Origin of the sequence: Pseudomonas sp. FP2335 (assembly GCF_030687535.1) — a bacterium.
GTDB lineage: Bacteria > Pseudomonadota > Gammaproteobacteria > Pseudomonadales > Pseudomonadaceae > Aquipseudomonas.
Genome location: NZ_CP117437.1, coordinates 4,449,583 through 4,470,363 on the forward strand (window position 1 = coordinate 4,449,583; position 20,781 = coordinate 4,470,363).

18 protein-coding genes are annotated in these 20,781 nt (G+C 61.6%); 9 read left to right on the plus strand and 9 right to left on the minus strand.

Going from position 1 to position 20,781, the window contains the following annotated elements; all coding sequences use genetic code 11:
• The first annotated feature begins 6 nt into the window (after positions 1-6).
• Together xdhC and guaD are read left to right on the plus strand one after the other, a co-directional pair.
• Complete coding sequence (gene xdhC, locus PSH81_RS19925; protein ID WP_305391348.1) at positions 7-846, plus strand: xanthine dehydrogenase accessory protein XdhC; 840 nt, start codon at positions 7-9, stop codon at positions 844-846.
• A 12-nt stretch (positions 847-858) separates the two neighbouring features.
• Positions 859-2,163, plus strand: a complete 1,305-nt coding sequence (guaD, locus tag PSH81_RS19930; RefSeq protein ID WP_305391349.1) for a guanine deaminase — start codon at positions 859-861, stop codon at positions 2,161-2,163.
• 140 nt (positions 2,164-2,303) lie between these two features.
• Here guaD and PSH81_RS19935 read toward each other — a convergent pair whose 3' ends face one another.
• Complete coding sequence (locus PSH81_RS19935) at positions 2,304-3,068, minus strand: GntR family transcriptional regulator (RefSeq protein WP_192297145.1); 765 nt, start codon at positions 3,066-3,068, stop codon at positions 2,304-2,306.
• A gap of 214 nt (positions 3,069-3,282) precedes the next feature.
• Here PSH81_RS19935 and PSH81_RS19940 point away from each other — a divergent pair, with 214 nt between their 5' ends.
• Positions 3,283-4,473, plus strand: coding sequence for a benzoate/H(+) symporter BenE family transporter (locus PSH81_RS19940; protein WP_305391350.1), 1,191 nt, complete (start codon positions 3,283-3,285; stop codon positions 4,471-4,473).
• Positions 4,474-4,510: 37 nt separating this feature from the next.
• Here PSH81_RS19940 and PSH81_RS19945 read toward each other — a convergent pair whose 3' ends face one another.
• A complete protein-coding gene (locus tag PSH81_RS19945) occupies positions 4,511-4,855 on the minus strand; it encodes a YggL family protein (RefSeq protein WP_016979277.1) in 345 nt (114 codons plus the stop codon).
• A gap of 237 nt (positions 4,856-5,092) precedes the next feature.
• Between PSH81_RS19945 and dacB the strand changes: the two genes are divergently transcribed.
• Entirely contained in the window at positions 5,093-6,553 is a 1,461-nt protein-coding gene (gene dacB / locus PSH81_RS19950; RefSeq protein WP_226454903.1) for a D-alanyl-D-alanine carboxypeptidase/D-alanyl-D-alanine-endopeptidase, read from the plus strand.
• Positions 6,554-6,579: 26 nt separating this feature from the next.
• On the opposite strand, the gene PSH81_RS19955 is transcribed toward dacB, so the two are convergent.
• Both PSH81_RS19955 and rlmKL read right to left on the minus strand, forming a co-directional pair.
• Entirely contained in the window at positions 6,580-8,979 is a 2,400-nt protein-coding gene (locus PSH81_RS19955; RefSeq protein ID WP_305391351.1) for a diguanylate cyclase, read from the minus strand.
• Between the two features lie 140 nt (positions 8,980-9,119).
• The gene (rlmKL, locus tag PSH81_RS19960; protein ID WP_192297149.1) at positions 9,120-11,384 is read right to left on the minus strand and encodes a bifunctional 23S rRNA (guanine(2069)-N(7))-methyltransferase RlmK/23S rRNA (guanine(2445)-N(2))-methyltransferase RlmL; all 2,265 of its coding nucleotides are present in this window, start codon (positions 11,382-11,384) and stop codon (positions 9,120-9,122) included.
• Positions 11,385-11,916: 532 nt separating this feature from the next.
• On the opposite strand from rlmKL, the gene rmf reads away from it, so the two are divergent.
• Positions 11,917-12,132: a ribosome modulation factor gene (gene rmf / locus PSH81_RS19965; RefSeq protein WP_002553055.1), complete on the plus strand. Its 216-nt coding sequence runs from the start codon at positions 11,917-11,919 to the stop codon at positions 12,130-12,132.
• A gap of 123 nt (positions 12,133-12,255) precedes the next feature.
• Here rmf and PSH81_RS19970 read toward each other — a convergent pair whose 3' ends face one another.
• From PSH81_RS19970 to PSH81_RS19990, 5 genes are all read right to left on the minus strand, one after another.
• Positions 12,256-13,281, minus strand: coding sequence for a quinone-dependent dihydroorotate dehydrogenase (locus tag PSH81_RS19970; protein ID WP_305391352.1), 1,026 nt, complete (start codon positions 13,279-13,281; stop codon positions 12,256-12,258).
• An 86-nt stretch (positions 13,282-13,367) separates the two neighbouring features.
• Positions 13,368-13,829: a transglycosylase SLT domain-containing protein gene (locus PSH81_RS19975; RefSeq protein ID WP_305391353.1), complete on the minus strand. Its 462-nt coding sequence runs from the start codon at positions 13,827-13,829 to the stop codon at positions 13,368-13,370.
• Entirely contained in the window at positions 13,822-14,208 is a 387-nt protein-coding gene (locus PSH81_RS19980) for a winged helix-turn-helix domain-containing protein (RefSeq protein ID WP_226454900.1), read from the minus strand. Before PSH81_RS19980 ends, PSH81_RS19975 begins: the two co-directional genes overlap by 8 nt.
• A 166-nt stretch (positions 14,209-14,374) precedes the next feature.
• Positions 14,375-14,590 (minus strand): FliM/FliN family flagellar motor switch protein, encoded by a 216-nt coding sequence (locus tag PSH81_RS19985; protein WP_226454899.1) that lies wholly within the window; start codon positions 14,588-14,590, stop codon positions 14,375-14,377.
• Positions 14,591-14,604: 14 nt separating this feature from the next.
• Entirely contained in the window at positions 14,605-15,498 is an 894-nt protein-coding gene (locus PSH81_RS19990; RefSeq protein WP_370694870.1) for a secretin N-terminal domain-containing protein, read from the minus strand.
• A gap of 250 nt (positions 15,499-15,748) precedes the next feature.
• On the opposite strand from PSH81_RS19990, the gene PSH81_RS19995 reads away from it, so the two are divergent.
• The 4 genes from PSH81_RS19995 to PSH81_RS20010 all read left to right on the plus strand — a co-directional run bounded on the left by PSH81_RS19995 (position 15,749) and on the right by PSH81_RS20010 (position 20,657).
• Entirely contained in the window at positions 15,749-16,975 is a 1,227-nt protein-coding gene (locus PSH81_RS19995; RefSeq protein WP_305391354.1) for a CmpA/NrtA family ABC transporter substrate-binding protein, read from the plus strand.
• A 13-nt stretch (positions 16,976-16,988) separates the two neighbouring features.
• Positions 16,989-17,564, plus strand: a complete 576-nt coding sequence (locus PSH81_RS20000; RefSeq protein ID WP_226454897.1) for an ANTAR domain-containing response regulator — start codon at positions 16,989-16,991, stop codon at positions 17,562-17,564.
• A gap of 211 nt (positions 17,565-17,775) precedes the next feature.
• The gene (locus PSH81_RS20005) at positions 17,776-18,987 is read left to right on the plus strand and encodes a NarK/NasA family nitrate transporter (RefSeq protein ID WP_192297156.1); all 1,212 of its coding nucleotides are present in this window, start codon (positions 17,776-17,778) and stop codon (positions 18,985-18,987) included.
• Entirely contained in the window at positions 18,987-20,657 is a 1,671-nt protein-coding gene (locus PSH81_RS20010) for a bifunctional protein-serine/threonine kinase/phosphatase (protein ID WP_305391355.1), read from the plus strand. Before PSH81_RS20005 ends, PSH81_RS20010 begins: the two co-directional genes overlap by 1 nt.
• Positions 20,658-20,781 lie beyond the last annotated feature (124 nt).

The window sequence follows — 20,781 nt, forward strand, 5'->3', positions numbered from 1 at the left end:
GTAGACATGAACAACTGGATCAGCGCCCTCGCCCACCTGCAAACCAGCGGCGAACCCTGCGTACTGGTAACCATCATCGAAGAACTCGGCTCCACACCACGCAATGCCGGTTCCAAGATGGTGATCAGCGCCGCCCAGACCTTCGACACCATCGGCGGCGGGCACCTGGAGTACAAAGCGATGCAGATCGCCCGGGACATGCTCGTGCGTGGCCAGCAGAACACCCATCTGGAGCGCTTCAGCCTCGGCGCCAGCCTGGGCCAGTGCTGCGGCGGCGTGACGGTGCTGCTGTTCGAACCCATGGGCCAGGTGCAGGCACAGATCGCGGTGTTTGGCGCCGGCCACGTCGGCCGCGCGCTGGTGCCGTTGCTGGCGAGCCTGCCGTGCCGGGTGCGCTGGATCGATTCGCGTGAACAGGAGTTTCCGGAACATATCCCCCAGGGCGTGCGTAAAATCGTCAGCGAAGAGCCGGTCGACGAAATTGCCGGCCTGCCAGCGGGCAGTTACTGCATCGTCATGACCCACAATCACGCGCTGGACCTGGAACTCACCGCCGCCCTGCTCAAACGCAACGACTTCGCCTACTTCGGCCTGATCGGCTCGAAGACCAAACGCGTCAAGTTCGAACACCGTCTGCGTGATCGCGGCTTCGACGCCGCGCAATTGCAACGCATGCGCTGCCCCATGGGCCTCAGCGAGGTAAAGGGCAAATTGCCGGTAGAGATCGCCATCTCCATCGCCGGCGAGATCATCGCCATCTATAACGCCAATTTCGGCCAGCACACCGCCAGCGCCGAACCGATTGCCAAACTGCTGCCGGCTTCACGCCGCAGCCAAGCCATTTGAATTGAGATAACCATGCCTTTGACTCGCAAAGCCTACCGTGCCGCCATTCTGCACAGCATCGCCGACCCCGCCGAAGTTGGCATCGAAGCCTCCTACGAGTATTTCGAAGATGGCCTACTGGTGATTGAGAACGGTCAGATCAGCGCTGTCGGCCATGCGCAGGACCTGCTGCCGACCCTACCTTCCGACATCGACATCACCCACTACCAGGACGCGCTGATCACCCCCGGCCTGATCGACACCCACATCCACCTGCCGCAAACCGGCATGGTCGGCGCCTACGGCGAGCAGTTGCTGGACTGGCTCAACACCTACACCTTCCCGTGTGAAAGCCAATTCGCCGACAAGGCCCACGCCGAGGAAGTCGCCGACATCTTCATCAAGGAACTCCTACGCAACGGCACCACCACTGCGCTGGTGTTCGGCAGCGTGCATCCGCAGTCGGTGAATGCATTCTTTGAAGCAGCGGAAAAACTCGACCTGCGCATGATCGCCGGCAAGGTGATGATGGACCGCAATGCCCCGGACTACCTGACCGACACCGCCGAAACCGGCTACCAGCAAAGCAAGGCGCTGATCGAGCGCTGGCACGGCAAGGGCCGCCTGCACTACGCCGTGACGCCACGCTTCGCACCGACCAGCACGCCGGAACAACTGGCACTGGCCGGGCAACTGCTGGGGGAATACCCGGACCTGTACATGCAGACTCACATCAGTGAGAACAAGCAGGAAATCGAGTGGGTAAAAGAGCTGTTCCCCGAGCGAAACGGCTACCTGGATGTGTACGACCATTACCAACTGCTCGGCGAGCGCTCGGTGTTTGCCCACGGTGTGCACCTGTGTGATGACGAGTGCGCGCGGTTGGCGGAGACCGGTTCGGCGGTGGCGTTCTGCCCGACGTCGAACCTGTTCCTCGGCAGTGGTTTGTTCAACCTGCCGATGGCGGAAAAATACAAATTGAATGTAGGGCTGGGCACGGACGTGGGCGGCGGCACCAGCTTCTCGTTGCTGCAAACCTTGAACGAAGCCTACAAGGTCATGCAGTTGCAGGGCGCGCGATTGAGCCCGTTCAAGTCGCTGTATCTCGCCACATTGGGCGGCGCACGGGCGCTGCGCCTGGAAGACAAGATCGGTACGTTGCAGCCGGGCACGGATGCGGATTTCCTGGTGCTGGACTACAACGCCACGCCGCTGCTGAGCTATCGCTTGAAACAGGCCAATGACATTGCCGAGACGTTGTTTGTGCTGATGACGCTTGGGGATGATCGGACGGTGTTGCAGACCTATGCGGCCGGGCAATTGGTACACCAACGCTAATTTCAGCAACACCACAAAACCAATGTGGGAGCGGGCTTGCTCGCGAATGCGGTGGATCAGTCGACACATCTGTCGACTGATCCACCGCATTCGCGAGCAAGCCCGCTCCCACATTTTTTGTCCCCGGTGATTCAGGGAAATTACAGTTTTACTGAAGAGCGCCCCGGCTTCTTGGTCTGCAACAAATGCGAAAACACCGCATGCAAATCATCCGACGCACTTTCCTCATCGAGGTTGAGCTTGCTGTCGATGTGATCCATGTGATGCATCATCAGGTCCACGGCCAACGCCGCGTCCCGCGCTTCGATCGCATCGATCAACTGGGTGTGTTCATCGTAGGAGCAGTGCGAGCGGTTGCCGCTTTCGTACTGGGCGATGATCAATGACGTCTGGGACACCAGGCTGCGCTGGAAGCTGATCAGCGGCGCGTTTTTCGCCGCCTCGGCCAGCTTGAGGTGGAATTCGCCGGAGAGACGGATACCCGCCCCACGGTCGCCACGGGAAAAGCTGTCGCGCTCGTCGTTGACCATCTGGCGCAGTTCGGCCAATTGTTCGGCAGTGGCGTGCTGGACCGCCAGCTCGGTAATCGCGCGTTCTACCAGGCGCCGCGCCATAAATACCTGGCGGGCCTCTTCCACACTCGGGCTGGCAACCACTGCACCGCGGTTGGGCCGCAGCAGCACCACGCCTTCATGGGCCAGGCGCGACAGGGCGCGACGAATGATGGTGCGGCTGACGCCGAAGATTTCGCCCAGTGCCTCTTCGCTCAATTTGGTGCCGGGTGCCAGGCGTTGTTCGAGGATCGCCTCGAAGATATGCGCGTAGACAATATCGTCCTGGGTTCCGCTGCGACCGGCCTTGCCAGCTCGCGGTTGTTTCTTGAGAGGTTGCAACTGTTCGTTCATGGGCACTCGGGTCGGGAGAACGGCGGCGAAATAACGGTAATACGGCAACAGCGTGTTGCTGGCAAGTATCACCTAAAAACAGCGCACATTGTACACAACCGATTGCGCCAACACACTGTACGGCTGTTTGCGGTCTCGGCTGTATTGCAATGAGTGGTTACGTTTGAGTTTAGGCTTGAATCAGCAATTTCTCTGGTTAAAGGAACACCTTTCTATGTCCGAAGCCGCCCAAGCGCCGCTGCGCCCGCTGGCCGACACCTCTGCATCGGCGATCGTCGCCGGTTTCATCGCCATGATGACCGGCTATACCAGCTCCCTGGTGCTGATGTTCCAGGCCGGCCAGGCCGCCGGTTTGACCACGGCGCAGATTTCCTCGTGGATCTGGGCGATTTCCATCGGCATGGCGGTGTGCAGCATCGGCCTGTCCTTGCGCTATCGCACGCCGATCACCATTGCCTGGTCGACACCCGGCGCCGCGTTGCTGATCACCAGCCTGGGCGGCGTGAGTTACGGCGAGGCCATCGGCGCCTATATCACCTGCGCGGTGCTGGTGACGATCTGCGGGTTGACCGGCAGTTTTGAAAGGCTCGTCAAGCGCATCCCGGCGTCGCTGGCTGCGGCCTTGCTGGCGGGGATTCTGTTCAAGATCGGCAGCGAGATTTTTGTCGCCGCGCAACACCGCACCGGCCTGGTACTGGGGATGTTTTTCACCTACCTGATCATCAAGCGCCTGTCGCCGCGTTATGCGGTGTTGGCGGCGCTGGTGCTCGGCACGCTGCTGTCGGGGTGGTTGGGCCTGTTGGATTTCAGCGGCTTCCACCTGGAAGTGGCGACGCCGGTATGGACCACCCCGCACTTCTCCCTGGCGGCGACCATCAGCATCGGCATCCCGCTGTTTGTGGTGGCGATGACCTCGCAAAACATGCCCGGCGTGGCGGTCTTGCGCGCAGATGGCTACACCGTGCCCGCCTCGCCGCTGATCACGGCCACGGGCCTCGCATCCCTGGTACTGTCGCCTTTCGGCTCCCACGGCATCAACCTGGCGGCGATCAGCGCGGCGATCTGCACCGGGCCTCACGCCCATGAAGACCGTAACAAGCGCTACACGGCGGCGGTCTGGTGCGGGGTGTTCTACGGGATTGCCGGGGTGTTTGGCGCGACGCTGGCGGCACTGTTCGCCGCATTGCCCAAGGAACTGGTGCTGTCGATCGCGGCGTTGGCATTGTTTGGCTCGATCATCAATGGCCTGAGCATCGCCATGAATGAGCCGAAGGAGCGGGAAGCGGCGTTGATCACCTTTATGGTCACTGCGTCAGGCTTGACGCTGTTTTCCATCGGGTCGGCATTCTGGGGGATTGTCGCGGGGGTGTTGACGCTGTTGATCCTGAACTGGCGCAAGGCATAAAAAAACGGCGACCATCGGGTCGCCGTTTTTTTCAGTATCACTTAGCCGCGTTGATCGGCTTTTCCGGATACCACACGTCCAGCAACGGGCTGACTTCAGCCTTGGTCAGCTCGGAACGGGTTTTCAGCCAGGCTTCAACGGCAGCACGTTGCTCTTCGGAGACCGAGCCACGCTTCTGCAGGCAAACCAGACCGAAGTCATCGCCGCCGACATAACCCAGACCGTTGGCTTCCATGGCTTCTTTGATGAATGCTTCGAGGAAAGCGTCGATAGCTTCTTCACTCAGGCCTTCGTTGAAGTCCAGGTTCAGTTCGAAACCCAGCTCTTGAAATTCATCAACGCACAGTTTTTTGCGCAGACGCTGGGAACGGTTAGTCGCCATTGGAACAATCCTCTTAAGTAATAACGGGCGGCACTTTAGCAGTTTAAGACGGCGATTGCCCGACTCTCTGGGACGGGCGGCAAATTGCCTGCAAAAAAACGCCGATTTCCAGCTATCGTTCAGCTACAACAGGCCCCACCTTGGGGCATAATGCCGACACTTTCGTGACCAATGAGGGATTTTTCTTATTTGCCCCTCGCCTTTTTCACCCTCCTCAGCAGTAGGGTTTTATTCTTTATGATCAAATCTTTGCGTCCATTGCTCCTTGCCGGTCTTCTTCTGCCACTGGCCTTCTCTGCTACCGCCGCCACCGTCACCAACACCCTGCCACCCAACGTCCAGCAGGCACTGGCAAAAGCCAAGCTGCAAAACAACGCGCTGTCCCTGGTGATGATCCCCCTGAACGGCCCGGGCACGCCGACCATCTTCAACGCCGACGTCTCGGTCAACCCAGCCTCCACCATGAAGCTGGTCACCACCTACGCCGCCCTGGAAATGCTGGGGCCCAACCACCAGTGGAAAACCGAGTTCTACACCGACGGCACCCTCAGCGGTGGCGTGTTGCACGGCAACCTGTACCTCAAGGGCGGTGGCGACCCCAAGCTGAACATGGAAAAACTCTGGCTGCTGATGCGCGACCTGCGCGCCAACGGTGTGCAGCAAGTCACCGGCGACCTGGTGCTGGACCGTGCCTTCTTCAAACAGCCGCTCTTGCCCGAGTTCAATGACGATGGCAACGACGAGAACAAGCCGTTCCTGGTCAAGCCCGACGCCCTGCTGGTCAACCTCAAGGCCCTGCGTTTTGTGACCCGCAATGATTCGGGGCGGGTGATCGTCTCGGTCGAGCCGCCAATTGCCAGCATCCGCATCGACAATCAGGTCAAGGTGTCCAACGCCAAGCAATGCACCGGCGACGTGCGCTACAACCCGGTAACGGCTGCCGATGGCAGCGTGACGGTGACCGTCAGCGGCCAGTTGGCCGACGGTTGCAGTTCGCAGACCTATCTGTCGCTGCTCGACCACGCCACCTACACCGCCGGCGCCGTGCGCGCGATCTGGCAGGAGCTGGGCGGTTCCATCCAGGGCCGCGACATCCAGGCGCCAGTGCCCAAGGATGCCAAGGTACTGGCTCGCGCGTTCTCGCCGGACCTGGCGGAAATCATCCGCGACATCAACAAATACAGTAACAACACCATGGCCCAGCAGTTGTTCCTGAGCCTGGGCGCGCAGTTTCGCAACGATGCCGACGGTGACGACGCCAAGGCCGGCCAGCGTGTCGTGCGCCAATGGTTGGCGAAGAAGGGCATCACCGCGCCGCACCTGGTGATGGAGAACGGCTCCGGCCTGTCCCGTGCCGAGCGCGTCAGCGCCCGCGAGATGGCCGCCATGCTGCAAGCGGCATGGAAAAGCCCCTACGCGGCGGAGTACATCAGCTCACTGCCGATTGCCGGCACCGACGGCACCATGCGTAAACGCCTGAAGACCACCGCGATGCGCGGCGAAGCCCACGTCAAGACCGGCACCTTGAACACCGTGCGCGCCATCGCCGGATTCAGCCGCGATAACAACGGCAATACCTGGGCGGTGGTGGCAATCCTCAACGATCCCAAGCCGTGGGGGGCATCGTCGGTGCTGGATCAGGTGTTGCTGGACCTTTACCGCCAGCCGAAGGCGGTGGCGGCCGCGCCAGTCCTTTAATCTGTGGGAGCGGGCTTGCGGCGGTCTCACGTACGCAAGCCTTCAACCTCCACCCGGTCCCTGCCCGCCTGCTTGGCGACATACACCGCCGAGTCCGCCCGCAACAGCAAGCCATCGATGCCTTCATCCACCCGCCAACTGGCCACACCAAAGCTGGCAGTGACAATGCCCACCGGCTCCATCGGCGCATTGCGCAACGACTGCCACAATTCCATCGCCAGGCTGTAGGCCTGCTTGCCGTCGGTGTTGGGGCACAGCACCATGAACTCTTCACCGCCCAGGCGGCAGAACACGTCGGTACGCCGCAGGCGCACGCTGATGCGCCTGCACAGCTCCTGCAACACCCCATCGCCCACGCCGTGGCCATGCTGGTCGTTGATCCGCTTGAAGTGGTCAATATCCAGCATGATCAACGACAGCGAACCCGAGACGCGGTTGAGTCGTAACATCTCGGCCTTGAGGCGGTCCTGAAAATAGCGGCGGTTGTGGATACCAGTCAGAGAGTCGGTGATGGAGAGCGCGCGCAGCTCTTCCTCGACCCGTTTCAGATCGGAAATATCCGACACGTAGCCATGCCACAAGGTGCCGCCTCCCGGTAATTCTTCCGGCGTGGCTTCGCCGCGAATCCAGCGCAGGCCGCGTTGCGGCAACTGCACACGGTACTCTTCACGCCAATGGCTCAACTGCAACGCAGATAGACGAATCGATGCCCGCACCCGCTCCACATCCAGGGGATGAATGCGCTCAAGCACCCGGCTGGCGTCCTGTTGCAACGTGCCAGGCTCGATTTCATAAATATCGCGCATGCCATCGCTGGCGTAGATGAAACGCCACTTTTCGTGGGCTTCGAGGGTGAACTGGAAGATCCCGCCGGGCACGTGAGCACTGAGTTTCTTGAGCAGGCGGTCCCGCGCGGCCAGGGCCTCGTAGGCGCGCTTTTGCTCGGTGATGTCGAGGTAGATCGCCAAGTGCCCGACCCACAAGCCATGGTCATCGAGCAATACGGTGGCCAGCATATTCACGGTCAGTTGGCTGCCGTCCCGGCGCTTGAGGGTCCACTCCCGAGCCTCGTGCTGGTGGTCGGGACGCTCCACCAGCATCGCCTGGCTTGGCGGAATCCGCTTGCCCATGGCCATGCTCAGCGTGGCGGCGCGGGCATCGAGCTCCGATTCCAGGTGTAGGCTCTCCAGGGTCAAGCGCCCCAACACATCCTCGGACTTGAACCCCAGCATCTGCTCGGCCCCCGCATTGAAGGTGTTGATCACACCGCGCAGGTCAGTAGCAATGATTGCGACTTGGGTCGCCGCATTCAGCACGCTGCGCAGTTGCCCATGGGCGCCGCGCAACTCCAGCTCGCGCACACGCAACTGCTCGGTGCGTTGCTCGACCAGTTTCAGCGCGCGCTGGCGCTGGCTGACCAACACATACAGCAACGCGCTGAGCAACAGGCTAAGCAGCCCGCCCATGGTCAGGATCGTACTCATCGAGGAATGGTTGGCCTGGTCGAACACCTGGCTCGGACGCAGGTTCAAGGCATACACATGATCCCCCAGGCTCAGCCGGCGTGCGGCCACCAGGTCGCTGCCGCCCGGCGCATTGCTGGACTCATACAGTGCGCGCTTGTGGATGTCGGACGTGTCGATGATCTGCATGACCAGGTTGTCACGGTTCGGCTTGGGCAAACCGTCGGCCACCAATTGCCGCATGCTGATCACCGCCATCACATAGCCGTAGGGCTCAGCCTGGGATTGTTGGGTTTCGGGCAGCTTACTCACGGGGGCCACCAGCAAGACCCCGGCGGCGTAGGCCGGTTCGACGCCGACCAGTTGCATGGGTTGCGACACGGCCAGCTTGCCCGTCTTCAACGCACGCTCAAGAACTGAACGCCGCAGCGGCTGGGCCAGCAAGTCAAAGCCCAGGGGCGAGCCGAGCAGGCTCTGGGTCTGGCTGTAGAGCACCGGCACGTATTCATCGCGCTCGGGCGCCGACGCCAGCTCCCCTTGGGCATTCAACTCACGAATGCTGAACGGCTCACCGCGCTGGCGCGACACGTCCTCTTCAAACGCACTGCGCTGGTCGCGAAACACCCGTGGCGCCCAGGCATAAGCACGGGTCCGCAACAGCAGGGGCTGGGCAAAACCATCGAATTCTTCGCGGGAAACCTCGCCGGAGTTGACGAAAAAACGCCGCAGGCTGCCCAAGCGTTGCTCCTGGTCCTCGAAGCGCTCTTGCAGGCGGGTGTAGCGTTCATTGACCAGCAGTTGAAAGCGTTGGCGCACCTGCTGCTCGTAGAGGTCGGAGGCGGCCCAGGCGATGATCAACGTCAGCGCGCCACCGGCCAGGAACACCATCAACGCCACCAGCCAAGCCGATGCCTGCTCACTGATAAAACCAAGGATTTTCGGGCGAACGGCTTGCAACGGCATAGGCAACACTCACAACGCCAGCGTGCGGGGGGTGTCACTTTGGCTAGGCATTTAGTTATAGCCATCGGCCCTGTATTTGACCAGCGCAAAAAAGCCGCAAGCCCGGAAAAATCCAGGCTTGCGGCTTTTTTTAAGAGCGATCAGCGTGCAGTGATTTTCCACGCCCGGTGAATCTTCGCGTTGCGCGCGAAATCCGGGTCGATGGTCTTGTCACTGATCTCTTCGACCGCATAGCGCTCGCTGAGGTTGTCCTCCAGCGCGAACTTGCGGAAGTTGTTCGAGAAATACAGCACGCCACCCGGTGCCAGGCGGGCCATGGCCAGGTCGAGCAACTGCACGTGGTCACGCTGCACGTCGAAGATGCCTTCCATGCGCTTGGAGTTGGAGAAGGTCGGCGGGTCGATGAAGATCAGGTCGAATTCATCACGGCTGGCTTCCAGCCACGCCATCACATCGCCCTGCTCCAGACGGTTCTTGTCGGAGAAACCGTTGAGGGAGAAGTTGCGACGCGCCCAGTCCAGGTAAGTCTTGGACAAATCGACACTGGTGGTGCTGCGTGCGCCGCCCTTGGCTGCGTGCACACTTGCGGTAGCGGTATAGCAATACAGGTTGAGGAAACGCTTGCCGGCCGCTTCTTTCTGGATACGCATGCGCATCGGACGGTGGTCGAGGAACAGGCCGGTGTCGAGGTAGTCGGTGAGGTTGACCAGCAACTTCACGCCGCCTTCGCTGACCTCAGTGAACTTGCCCTGGGCGCTCTGGCGCTCGTACTGCTTGGTGCCACTCTGGCGCTCGCGGCGCTTGACGACGACGCGGCTCTTGTCGATGTTCAGCGCCTGGGGAATCGCGGCCAGGGCATCAAACATGCGGGCGGAGGCTTTTTCCGGGTCGATGGACTTCGGTGCGGCGTATTCCTGCACATGCACCCAATCGTGGTACAGGTCGATGGCCATGGAATATTCCGGCATGTCGGCGTCGTACACGCGGTAGCAATCCACGCCTTCGCGCTTGGCCCACTTGCCCAGCAGCTTGAGGTTCTTTTGCAGGCGATTGGCGAACATCTGCCCGCCTTCACTCAGGCGTGCCTGTTCAACCACCGGAGCCGGGGCGGGCTTGATCGGGTTGCCGTTCTTGTTGTACTGGCGCTCTTGCGGCTCGACCGGGGCTTGATCGTAAGCGGCTTGCTCACGTTCCGCCTGGCGTTGCTCTGGCGTGCGACGCTCGCCGGTGACGAACTGGTCGGGGTTGACCTTGATCAGCAGCAATTTGCACGGCAACGCACCGTTCCAGAACGAATACTGCTTGTGGCTGCGGATGCCCATGCGCTTGCCCAGGTCCGGCGCGCCGGTGAACACCGCCGCTTCCCAGCCCATGCACGCCTGGCGCAGGCGCTCGCCGAGGTTCTGGTAGAGGTACAACAGGCTGGCTTCGTCACCCAGACGCTCGCCGTACGGCGGGTTGCAGATGACCAGGCCTTTCTGGTTCTGGTCCGGGCGCGGCTCGAACGTGCCGACTTCGCCCTGGTACACCTTGATCCAATGGCTCAGGCCCGCGCGTTCGATGTTGTTGCGCGCAGGTTGGATCAGGCGCGGGTCGGCTTCATAGCCACGAATCCACAACGGCGGTTTGTTCATGCCGATCGCGGCACGTTCCGACGCTTCGGCGTGAAGTTTCTTCCACAAGGCCGGGACGTGACCGAGCCAGGTGGTGAAGCCCCACAACTCACGGTTCAGGTTCGGTGCCATGTCGGCGGCGATCATCGCGCCTTCCACCAGGAAGGTACCCACGCCGCACATCGGGTCAGTCAGCGCGCCGCCTTCGGCAGCGATGCGCGGCCAGCCTGCACGGATCAGCACGGCTGCCGCGAGGTTTTCCTTCAACGGTGCTGCACCCTGCTGCAAACGGTAGCCGCGCTGGTGCAGGCTGTGGCCGGAGAGGTCGAGGGACAGAATGGCTTCGCCACGGTCCAGGCGCAGGTGGATGCGCAGGTCCGGGTTGATCTTATCGATGGACGGACGTTCGCCGGTCGGGGTGCGCAGCTTGTCGACAATCGCATCCTTGACCTTCAGCGCGCCGAAGTGGGTGTTGTCGATGCCCGAGCCATGGCCGCTGAATTCCACGGCCAAAGTGCCGTCCGGCACCATGTGGTCGGCCCATTCGATGTCCAGCACGCCGTGGTAGAGGTCTTCGGCGTCCTTCATCGGGAAGCGCTTGAGCACCAACAACACGCGGTTGGCCAGGCGCGACCAGAGGCACAGGCGGTAGGCGGTTTCCATGTCGGCCATGCCGCGCACGGCCGAGGTGTGCTCGCGGGCTTCCTCAAGGCCAAGCCCGATGGCTTCCTCGATCAGCAGGCCTTCGAGGCCCTTGGGGCAAGTGAGGAAGAGTTCAAAACGGTCCGACATGGGGCATTCCAGGCTTTTCAGCAATAAATGAACGGGCGACGCATCGCCGGCTCGGTTTTCAATCAAGCACTTTTCTTGAAGAGTGCTCGCGTGGCACGAATGTGCCGTCCCACCCCGCCTGCAGGCCCTTTGGGCGTTGAGTGACGGGGCAGATCGATAAAGTGCAGCAACAAAAGGAAATATTCCGACCCTTCGTCGAATAATAACCGACTGCAACGGGCGGGCATTCTCACTAAAGGATTAAACCCATCCTCTTTGCAGGGTGCATCATAGCTGGGTTTGCCAGACAAATGGGGCGAAAAGCCAGCCCAGCTTATGGCTATAGCATCGTTATCGTTACGTGCTTATGACAAAACGATCATTGAATCCATGTGACCTATTGGTTAGAACTCAACACAGGTTGGCGCCGTAACGACGCCGACACATAGGCTCGCCACGCCGGCAGCGAGCCCACCAACGGCAGAAAAACTCTGCCCGGCTCCCAACGGGGCCGAAGGATATCAAGACAGTCAACAAGTGAGGGAAACACCCTATGAGAAGACTTAAGCGTGATCCGTTGGAAAGAGCGTTTTTACGCGGATATCAATATGGCGTTCATGGCAAATCCCGTGAGCTTTGCCCATTTACTCTACCGTCGGTACGCCAAGCCTGGATCAACGGCTGGCGAGAAGGACGCGGCGACAACTGGGACGGTATGACTGGCACTGCGGGAATCCACAGACTCAACGAACTTCACGCCGTCGGCTAATAAGGGCATTCAATTCCGACACACACTGTTGAAGCGATAACGACTTAACCACGCACGTCCTATCCGGGCGGCGGGCTTCGGCCCAGGGGGCTCCTTTATGGAGCCCTTTTTAATGGGCGCTTGTCAGGCCTTTGGCAGTGCGGCGATGGCATCTACCGCCTGGCGGATCAGCGCCGGGCCCTTGTAGATGAACCCGGAGTACAACTGCACCAGGCTGGCGCCGGCAGCGATCTTCTCGGCCGCATGCTTGCCTTCGGTGATACCGCCTGCGGCGATGATCGGCAAGCGCCCGGCCAGTTCGGCGGCCAGCACCTTGACGATATGGGTGCTCTGCTCACGCACCGGCGCACCTGACAGGCCACCCGCTTCGTCGCCATGGGCAAGGCCTTCGACACCGACACGACTGAGGGTGGTGTTGGTGGCAATCACTGCATCCATACCCGAATCCACCAGGGCCTGGGCCACCAGTACGGTTTCTTCGTCGCTCATGTCCGGGGCAATCTTGATCGCCAACGGCACACGCTTGCCATGGCGTACGGCCAGGTCTTCCTGGCGCTGGCGCAGGGCTTCAAGCAATTGCTTGAGGGAGTCACCGAACTGCAGGCTGCGCAGGCCCGGGGTGTTGGGCGAACTGACGTTGACCGTGACGTAGCTGGCGTGGGCGTAGACCTTGTCCAGGCAGATCAGGTAGTCATCCACCGCACGTTCCACCGGCGTGTCGAAGTTCTTGCCGATATTGATGCCGAGGATGCCCTTGTACTTCGCCGCCTGAACCCGCGACAGCAGGTTATCGACCCCCAGGTTGTTGAACCCCATGCGGTTGATGATCGCCTCGGCTTCCGGCAAGCGGAAGATGCGCGGCTTGGGGTTGCCCGGCTGCGGACGCGGGGTCACGGTGCCGATTTCGACAAAACCGAAACCCAGCTGCGCCAAGCCGTCGATGGCCGCGCCGTTCTTGTCCAGGCCAGCCGCCAGCCCGACCGGGTTGGGGAAATCCAGCCCCATTACCGACACCGGCATCTTTGCCGGCGCCTTGCATACCAGGCCATTGAGCCCCAGGCGGCCACCGGCACCGATCAGGTCCAGGGACAGATCGTGGGAAGTTTCCGGAGAGAGTTTGAACAACAGCTGGCGGGCCAGGGTATACATGGGCGGGCTAGACTCGGATGGCGGCGAAAGGTGACGGCGATTATAGCCGCGGTGGCGCGCCGCATGCGAGGCGTGCCGCCCAATCATCAGCTGCGATTGGCGACCAGTTCCTCATAACGCGCCCAGATCTTCTGCGCATACTGCATCCGTAGCGCATCACGCTTGGGGCCGGAGCCTACACCGACGTTATAGGAACCCACGGCGGTCCAGTTGTAGCCAAAGCGCTGAATGAACTCGGAAAGAATCGAAGCCGCTACCTCTACCGACAGACACGGCTCGCTCAACAGCCTCTCTTCGGTAATGCCCTGGTTGAGCAATCGCGGCAAATGAATGCTGTTGATCTGCATCAGGCCGATGTCTCGCGTGCCATTGCGATTGGCGGTGTTGATCGCGCTGGCGCGGTAGCCTGACTCTACTGCCGCGATGGCCTGCAGCAACTCCGGCTCAATATCATAACGGCTGGCCACTTCGTCCCAGCAGTACGCCAGTGCCGGGGTGCTGCCCATCAATAGGCTCAGCAACAACCCTTTGCTCCACACCTTAACCATTGCTCACCTGCCCACACACCGAACACACATACGCGACCGGCGCGGGATCATCCGCCCCGGTCCGCACCTCGCAGGTAAAGCGATAGCCCCTGCCATAGATCGTCTTGATAAAGCCCTTGTCGCCCTTCAAGTGCTTGCGCAGCGAGTAGATGCAACGCGTCAGTGATTCCTCGGCCACCTCGCCACGAGGCCAGGCCAGCTCCAGCAAACGATCCTTGGTCATCAGCGTGCCGGCCGAGGCCAGCAGCAACCGCAGGACCTGCCCCTCTTTGGGCGGCAACTGAATGTCCACCTCCCCGCTGGTCAAACGGCCATCGCCATGCAAGGTCCAGCGGGCAAAGACGAGGGGCGCCGTCGATTCATCAATCACGACAGCCATACGTACCTCTGCATCCAACTACTGACATTGAGTTCCCTATTTTCCTGTACCGACTCACCCGCCAACCGCATGACTATAAAAAAACGTCCTACACCTCGCGCCAGGACAAAACCCATTCATCCCGCGATTTTCGGAAGCGTGCCTTAGGACAATTCCTTGCGCGGCCCTACCGACCTAGCCACTCCTGGTAGATCTCATGCAGCTCAACCCCTAACCGATCCTCCAACTGCACCAGCTCGCCCAACGCCATTAAATGGCCGTTAACCCGAACTTCGACGCAGCGGGTGACGCCCGGTGCCAAGGGCAACACCTTCCCCACGTCGAACGCAGCCAGGCGCTTGCGACTGATCAGTTGCTCCTGCAGAAGTATTTCCAGGTGCATGGGAAAACGCCTATTCATTGAGAGATTTCGCGACCCGGCCGCATAAATGCACGTTGCACACGCTTGGACTGCTCGGCACTCAGCAGCGGTGGCACAGCATTGTCGGCCTGCCACAATGCGGCATCATCCGGCGGTTTGAAGACATCCAACTCCGCCACCCACTTCTTGATCAGTGTCACCTGGGCGGGCTTGCCCTTGATCAGCAAGCTGTTGGTATCGGGGTAGGCAATCAGCGCAAGACGGGCGTCAGCCGGCGCGCCCTTGCGCTCCTTGGCGAGGCGGGCCTCGATCAGCGAAACCATCCCCGGCACCGTAATCGTGTTTGCGCCCGCCCCGTAACGGCGATCCGCCACGTCACGGTTGAACACCTGCACCACACCAAACGCCGCTGCGGGCTCGGCTGGTTTGCGGTCCATCAGTTGTGCCAGGCGCAGTACCCGGTCCACATAGCTTGGCGGGCCCGACACGTAGAACGTACGCGCTCCGCTTGCACGCAGCGGATAACGCGATTCATCAAGCCCGGTACGCCCCATCAGGCTGCGCAGCCGGGCGACGGAAATGTAGCGGAGCGCCACCGCCGAGCTGCGCGCTTCACCAGCGTCATAGAGGTACACCACGCGCCCGTGGCTGTACCAGATCAACCCTTCGCGCTCGGCCAGCAGTTCCAGGACCTGTTGCGGGGTCTCGAAATCGAATACGCCACTGACCTGCCGACGAGCGGCTTGAGGACTGACCACCACCGGCAAGCCCAGGGGCACGGAAAGCGCAGTAAAAAACCTGCGCAGGCTTTGTTCCTGCGCCAGATAGGGCTCACCCCGGGCAAACGAGGAGCCCACTAACAACGCAACGCACAACAACCAGTTGCACAGCCGGTGGCGGGTCATGCTTGCACGGGAATCAGTCTGCACCTTGGGGTTTCCTGGGCGGCCGGGCGTAAAGAAACGGCCATACTGAAAGGCACTCAGCTTTCAATCTTGACGGAAAGCTGACGGCAAGTGACCTCCACCGCCCCGTGGCATGTGCATTGCTTTGCACTGTGCATCAGAGCGCGCGCCAACGAAGGCGCAGGCTTACGGACAAAGGCGTCGTTACCTTGCAAGGGCCTCTATCGCCACCCGAGGGAACGACGCTTTTTTTTGAGAGAAAAGGCAGGTGTTGATGAACGAACCGGTAGACTACAGCCCGACCCGCAATGCGCTGGCCTGGGTCAATGGCAGTGACGCCCCGGAAAGAAGCAGCCTGGACCTCGGCTTCATGGCCTTGAGCGATTGCGCCTCGCTGGTCGTCGCCGCCACCCAGGGCTTCGCCCAACCTTATGGCCTGACACTCAACCTCAAGCGCCAGGCGTCCTGGGCCAACCTGCGCGACAAACTGGTCAGCGGTGAACTGGACGCCGCCCACAGCTTGTACGGGCTGATCTACGCGGTGCACCTGGGCATCGGCGGTGTAGCGCCGACCGACATGGCGGTGCTGATGGGCCTGAACCAGAACGGCCAGAGCATCAACCTGTCCCACGGCCTGCAACAGCAAGGAGTGGTCACTCCTGAGGCGCTGGATCGCCACGTGCACCAAAGCCGCACAAAACTGACCTTTGCCCAGACGTTTCCCACAGGCACCCACGCCATGTGGCTGTATTACTGGCTGGCGAGCCAGGGCATTCATCCGCTACGGGATGTCGATAGCGTGGTGGTCCCACCGCCGCAAATGGTCGCGCATCTGCAAGCCGGGCGTATCGACGGTTTCTGTGTCGGCGAACCCTGGTCCGCCAGCGCGGTGAAGCAGAACCAGGGCTTTACGATGGCGACTACCCAGGCGATCTGGCCGGATCATCCGGAAAAAGTCCTTGGCTGCACCCAGGCGTTCGTCGACCAATACCCCAACACCGCCCGCGTACTGGTGATGGCGATCCTTGAAGCCAGCCGCTTCATTGAACAGAGCCAGGAAAACCGTCGCTCCACCGCGCAATTGCTCAGTGCCCGCGACTACCTCGACGCGCCGCTCGACTGCATCGAACCGCGCCTGCTCGGCACCTACGACGACGGCCTCGGCAACCACTGGCAAGACCCCCATGCCCTGCGTTTTTTTGCCGAAGGCGCGGTGAACCTGCCGTATCTCTCCGACGGCATGTGGTTCATGACTCAATTCCGTCGCTGGGGCCTGTTGCGCGACGACCCGGACTATCTGGATGTTGCCCGCCAGGTCCAGCAACTAGCGCTCTATCGCGACGCCGCCAGCGCCGTTGGCCTCAGCACGACAGCCGCAGACATGCGCAGCAGCCAACTGATCGACGGCAAGATCTGGGACGGCCATGACCCCGCCGCCTACGCGCGCAGTTTCCGCCTGCACGCAATGACCGATCCCACAAGCCGCCAGGCCTTGCGCTGACAGGAAGAACGATATGCTGCGAATCCTGTTGATCAACGACACCCCGCGTAAGGTCGGCCGACTCAAGGCCGCGCTGATCGAGGCCGGTTTCGAGGTGATCGATGAGTCAGGCCTGACCATCGACCTGCCCGCGCGCGTCGAAACGGTGCGTCCGGACGTGATCCTGATCGATACCGAGTCACCCGGGCGCGATGTGATGGAACAAGTGGTGCTGGTCAGCCGCGACCAGCCCCGGCCCATTGTGATGTTTACCGACGAACATGACCCAGATGTGATGCGCCAGGCGATCAAATCCGGCGTCAGCGCCTACATCGTCGAAGGCATCCAGGCCCAACGCCTGCAACCGATCCTCGACGTGGCCATGGCGCGCTTCGAGAGTGACCAGGCCCTGCGCGCCCAGCTGCAGGCCCGCGACCAGCAGTTGGCCGAGCGCAAGCGCATCGAACTGGCCAAGGGCATGCTGATGAAAATGAAGGCCTGCAATGAGGAAGAGGCCTACACCCTGATGCGCCGCCAGGCCATGAGTCGCCAGCAGAAACTGATCCAGGTGGCGGAGCAGATTATCGCCATGAGCGAGTTGCTCGGCTGATCTGGCGCAGCTCTTGCTAAAGGATCTTCACAGGTAGCCAACGGCGGTTGCCCCTCCACGACAAAGACGTCGCACATCCGGTTTGCCCCTCGCGAACCCGGTGGCGGCGTTTTTGCGTTTTGGCCCCAGTGCATGGGGCCGGTGGGGCGGCCTTAGCCGGCTGTTCCATCACCAGGCCTTCTTACAAGACTTCCAACCGTTGAGGTGCGTGATGAAATCAAGCTTCTGGAAATCCGGGCACACCCCGACCCTGTTTGCCGCATTCCTGTATTTCGATTTGAGCTTCATGGTCTGGTATCTGTTGGGCCCGCTGGCGATTCAGATTGCCGCCGACCTGCACCTGACCACTCAACAACGTGGCCTGATGGTCGCAACGCCGATCCTCGCCGGCGCGGTGCTGCGCTTTTTGATGGGCATGCTGGCCGACAAACTATCACCCAAGACCGCCGGGCTGATCGGCCAGGTGATCGTGATCGCGGCGTTATTAGGCGCCTGGAAACTCGGTATCCACAGCTACGAGCAAGCCCTGTTGCTGGGTGTGTTCCTCGGCATGGCCGGCGCATCCTTTGCGGTCGCACTGCCATTGGCGTCCCAGTGGTATCCCGCCGAACATCAAGGCAAAGCCATGGGCATTGCGGGCGCAGGCAACTCCGGCACCGTGTTTGCGGCGTTGCTGGCGCCAGTGCTGGCAGCCGCGTTTGGCTGGAGCAATGTGTTCGGTTTTGCGCTGATCCCATTGACCCTGACCCTGATCGTGTTCGCCTGGCTTGCCCGCAATGCTCCCGAACGGCCGAAAGCCAAATCCATGGCCGACTACTTCAAGGCCCTGGGCGACCGTGACAGTTGGTGGTTCATGTTTTTCTACAGCGTGACCTTCGGCGGCTTTATCGGCCTGGCCAGTGCCCTGCCCGGCTATTTCAACGACCAGTACGGCCTGAGCCCGGTGACCGCTGGCTACTACACCGCCGCCTGCGTGTTCGGCGGCAGCCTGATGCGCCCGCTGGGCGGCGCCCTGGCCGACCGTTTCGGCGGGATTCGTACCCTGCTCGGCATGTACGGCGTGGCGGCGGTGTGCATCGCGGCGGTGGGTTTCAACCTGCCGAGTTCCTACGCGGCACTGGCACTTTTCGTCTGCACTATGCTCGGTCTTGGTGCCGGTAATGGCGCGGTATTCCAGTTGGTGCCGCAACGTTTTCGCCGTGAAATCGGCGTGATGACCGGCCTGATCGGCATGGCCGGCGGCATCGGCGGCTTTGCCCTGGCGGCAGGAATGGGCGCGATCAAACAGAGCACCGGCAGCTATCAATTGGCCTTGTGGCTGTTCGCTAGCCTGGGCGTGCTGGCCTGGTTCGGCCTGCACGGCGTGAAACGTCGCTGGCGCACCACCTGGGGCTCGGCCGCCGTGACGGCCGCGCGCGTCTGATGAGCCTGCAACTGAGCATCGCCCACGCCAGCGCCATCGGCCCACGCCCGGAAAACCAGGACGCGCTGCGGGTGGTCACGCCCGTGGCCGAACTGGCCGCAAGCAAAGGTTACCTGTGCGCCCTGGCCGACGGCGTCAGCCAATGCGCCGACGGCGGCCTGGCGGCGCGCTCGACCTTGCAGGCACTGGCCCTGGACTATTACGCCACGCCGCAAACCTGGGGCGTGGCCCAGGCGCTCGAACGCTTGCTGCTCGCGCAGAACCGCTGGCTGCAAGCCAATGGCGGCGGCCAGCCACTGCTGACCACCCTCAGCGCCCTGGTGTTTCGCGGCCAGCGTTTCACCCTGGCGCATGTCGGCGATTGCCGGGTGTATCGCTGGCTGGATGGCGAGTTGCAACGCATCAGCGACGACCATGTGTGGGAGCAACCGGGCATGCAGCATGTGCTCAAGCGCGCCCTCGGCCTGGATCAACACCTGGTGTTGGACTTTCTCGACGGCGAATTGCGCCAAGGCGAGTGCTTCCTGCTGCTCAGCGACGGCGTGTGGGCCACCCTTGCCGAGCACAGCATCAGCGCGATCCTGCGTGAGCAAACCGACCTCGAACTGGCGGTCAACACCCTGGTCAATGCCGCACACCTGGCCGGCAGCCAGGACAACGCCAGTGCCCTGCTGGTGCGTATCGACACGCTCGGCGCCGCGACCCTCGGCGACGCGCTGGTGCAGTTGCAGCAATGGCCGCTGCCGCCGCCACTGAAAACCGGGCAATCCTTCGAGGGCTGGCAGGTAGAAGGTGTGCTGGCACACAGTCGACAGTCATTGCTGTACCGGGTACGCGATGCCCAGCAGCAGCCATGGCTGCTGAAAACCCTGCCCCTCAACCGCGACGACGACAGCGACGCCGGGCAGGCCTTGCTGTCGGAGGAATGGTTCCTGCGCCGGGTAGCCGGGCGCGCGTTTCCTGAAGTCCACGCCGCCAGCGCGCGTCAGCATTTGTACTATGTGATGCGCGAATATCCGGGGAGAACCCTGGCACAACTGTTCCAGCAACAAGGCCCATTGCCCCTGGCGCAATGGCTGTCCATCGCCGAGCGGTTGGTACGCGCGGTGGGCATGCTGCATCGGCGGCAGATCCTGCACCGCGACATAAAACCGGAGAACCTGTTACAGGGGGACGACGGCGAGTTGCGCGTGCTGGATTTCGGCCTGGCCTACTGCCCGGGGCTCTCCGAAGACCGCGCGCACCTGCTGCCCGGCACCCCGAGTTTTATCGCGCCCGAGGCTTTCAGTGGAGAACGTCCTACGGCCCAACAGGATTTGTACAGTGTCGGCGTGACGCTGTATTACCTGCTGACCGGGCACTATCCCTACGGAGAAATCGAAGCGTTCCAACGGCCGCGCTTCACCCAACCCATCAGCGCCAGCCGGTATCGCCCCGACCTGCCGGAGTGGCTGCCCCTGAGCCTGGGACGGGCGGTGGCCTCGCAACCCACACAACGTTATGAAACCGCTGAAGAGTGGCTGCGCGACCTGGAACAGGCCGACCGCCGCGAATTGAGCGTGCAGCCAAGGCCGCTGCTGGAGCGCGAACCGCTCAAGGTCTGGCAAACCCTGGCCGCCATGTCTTTGCTGCTCAATCTGGTGCTGCTGTACTGGCTGCTGCACCACTAGAGGGCAAATAGCTCTGCGACATCGAGCCCAAGCCCAATAAATCCGGGCATCTGCCAACTTGGCACAACCGCTGCATTAGCTCTTTCAACAACAGACATATAGCCGCCCCTTCAACGACGAAGGG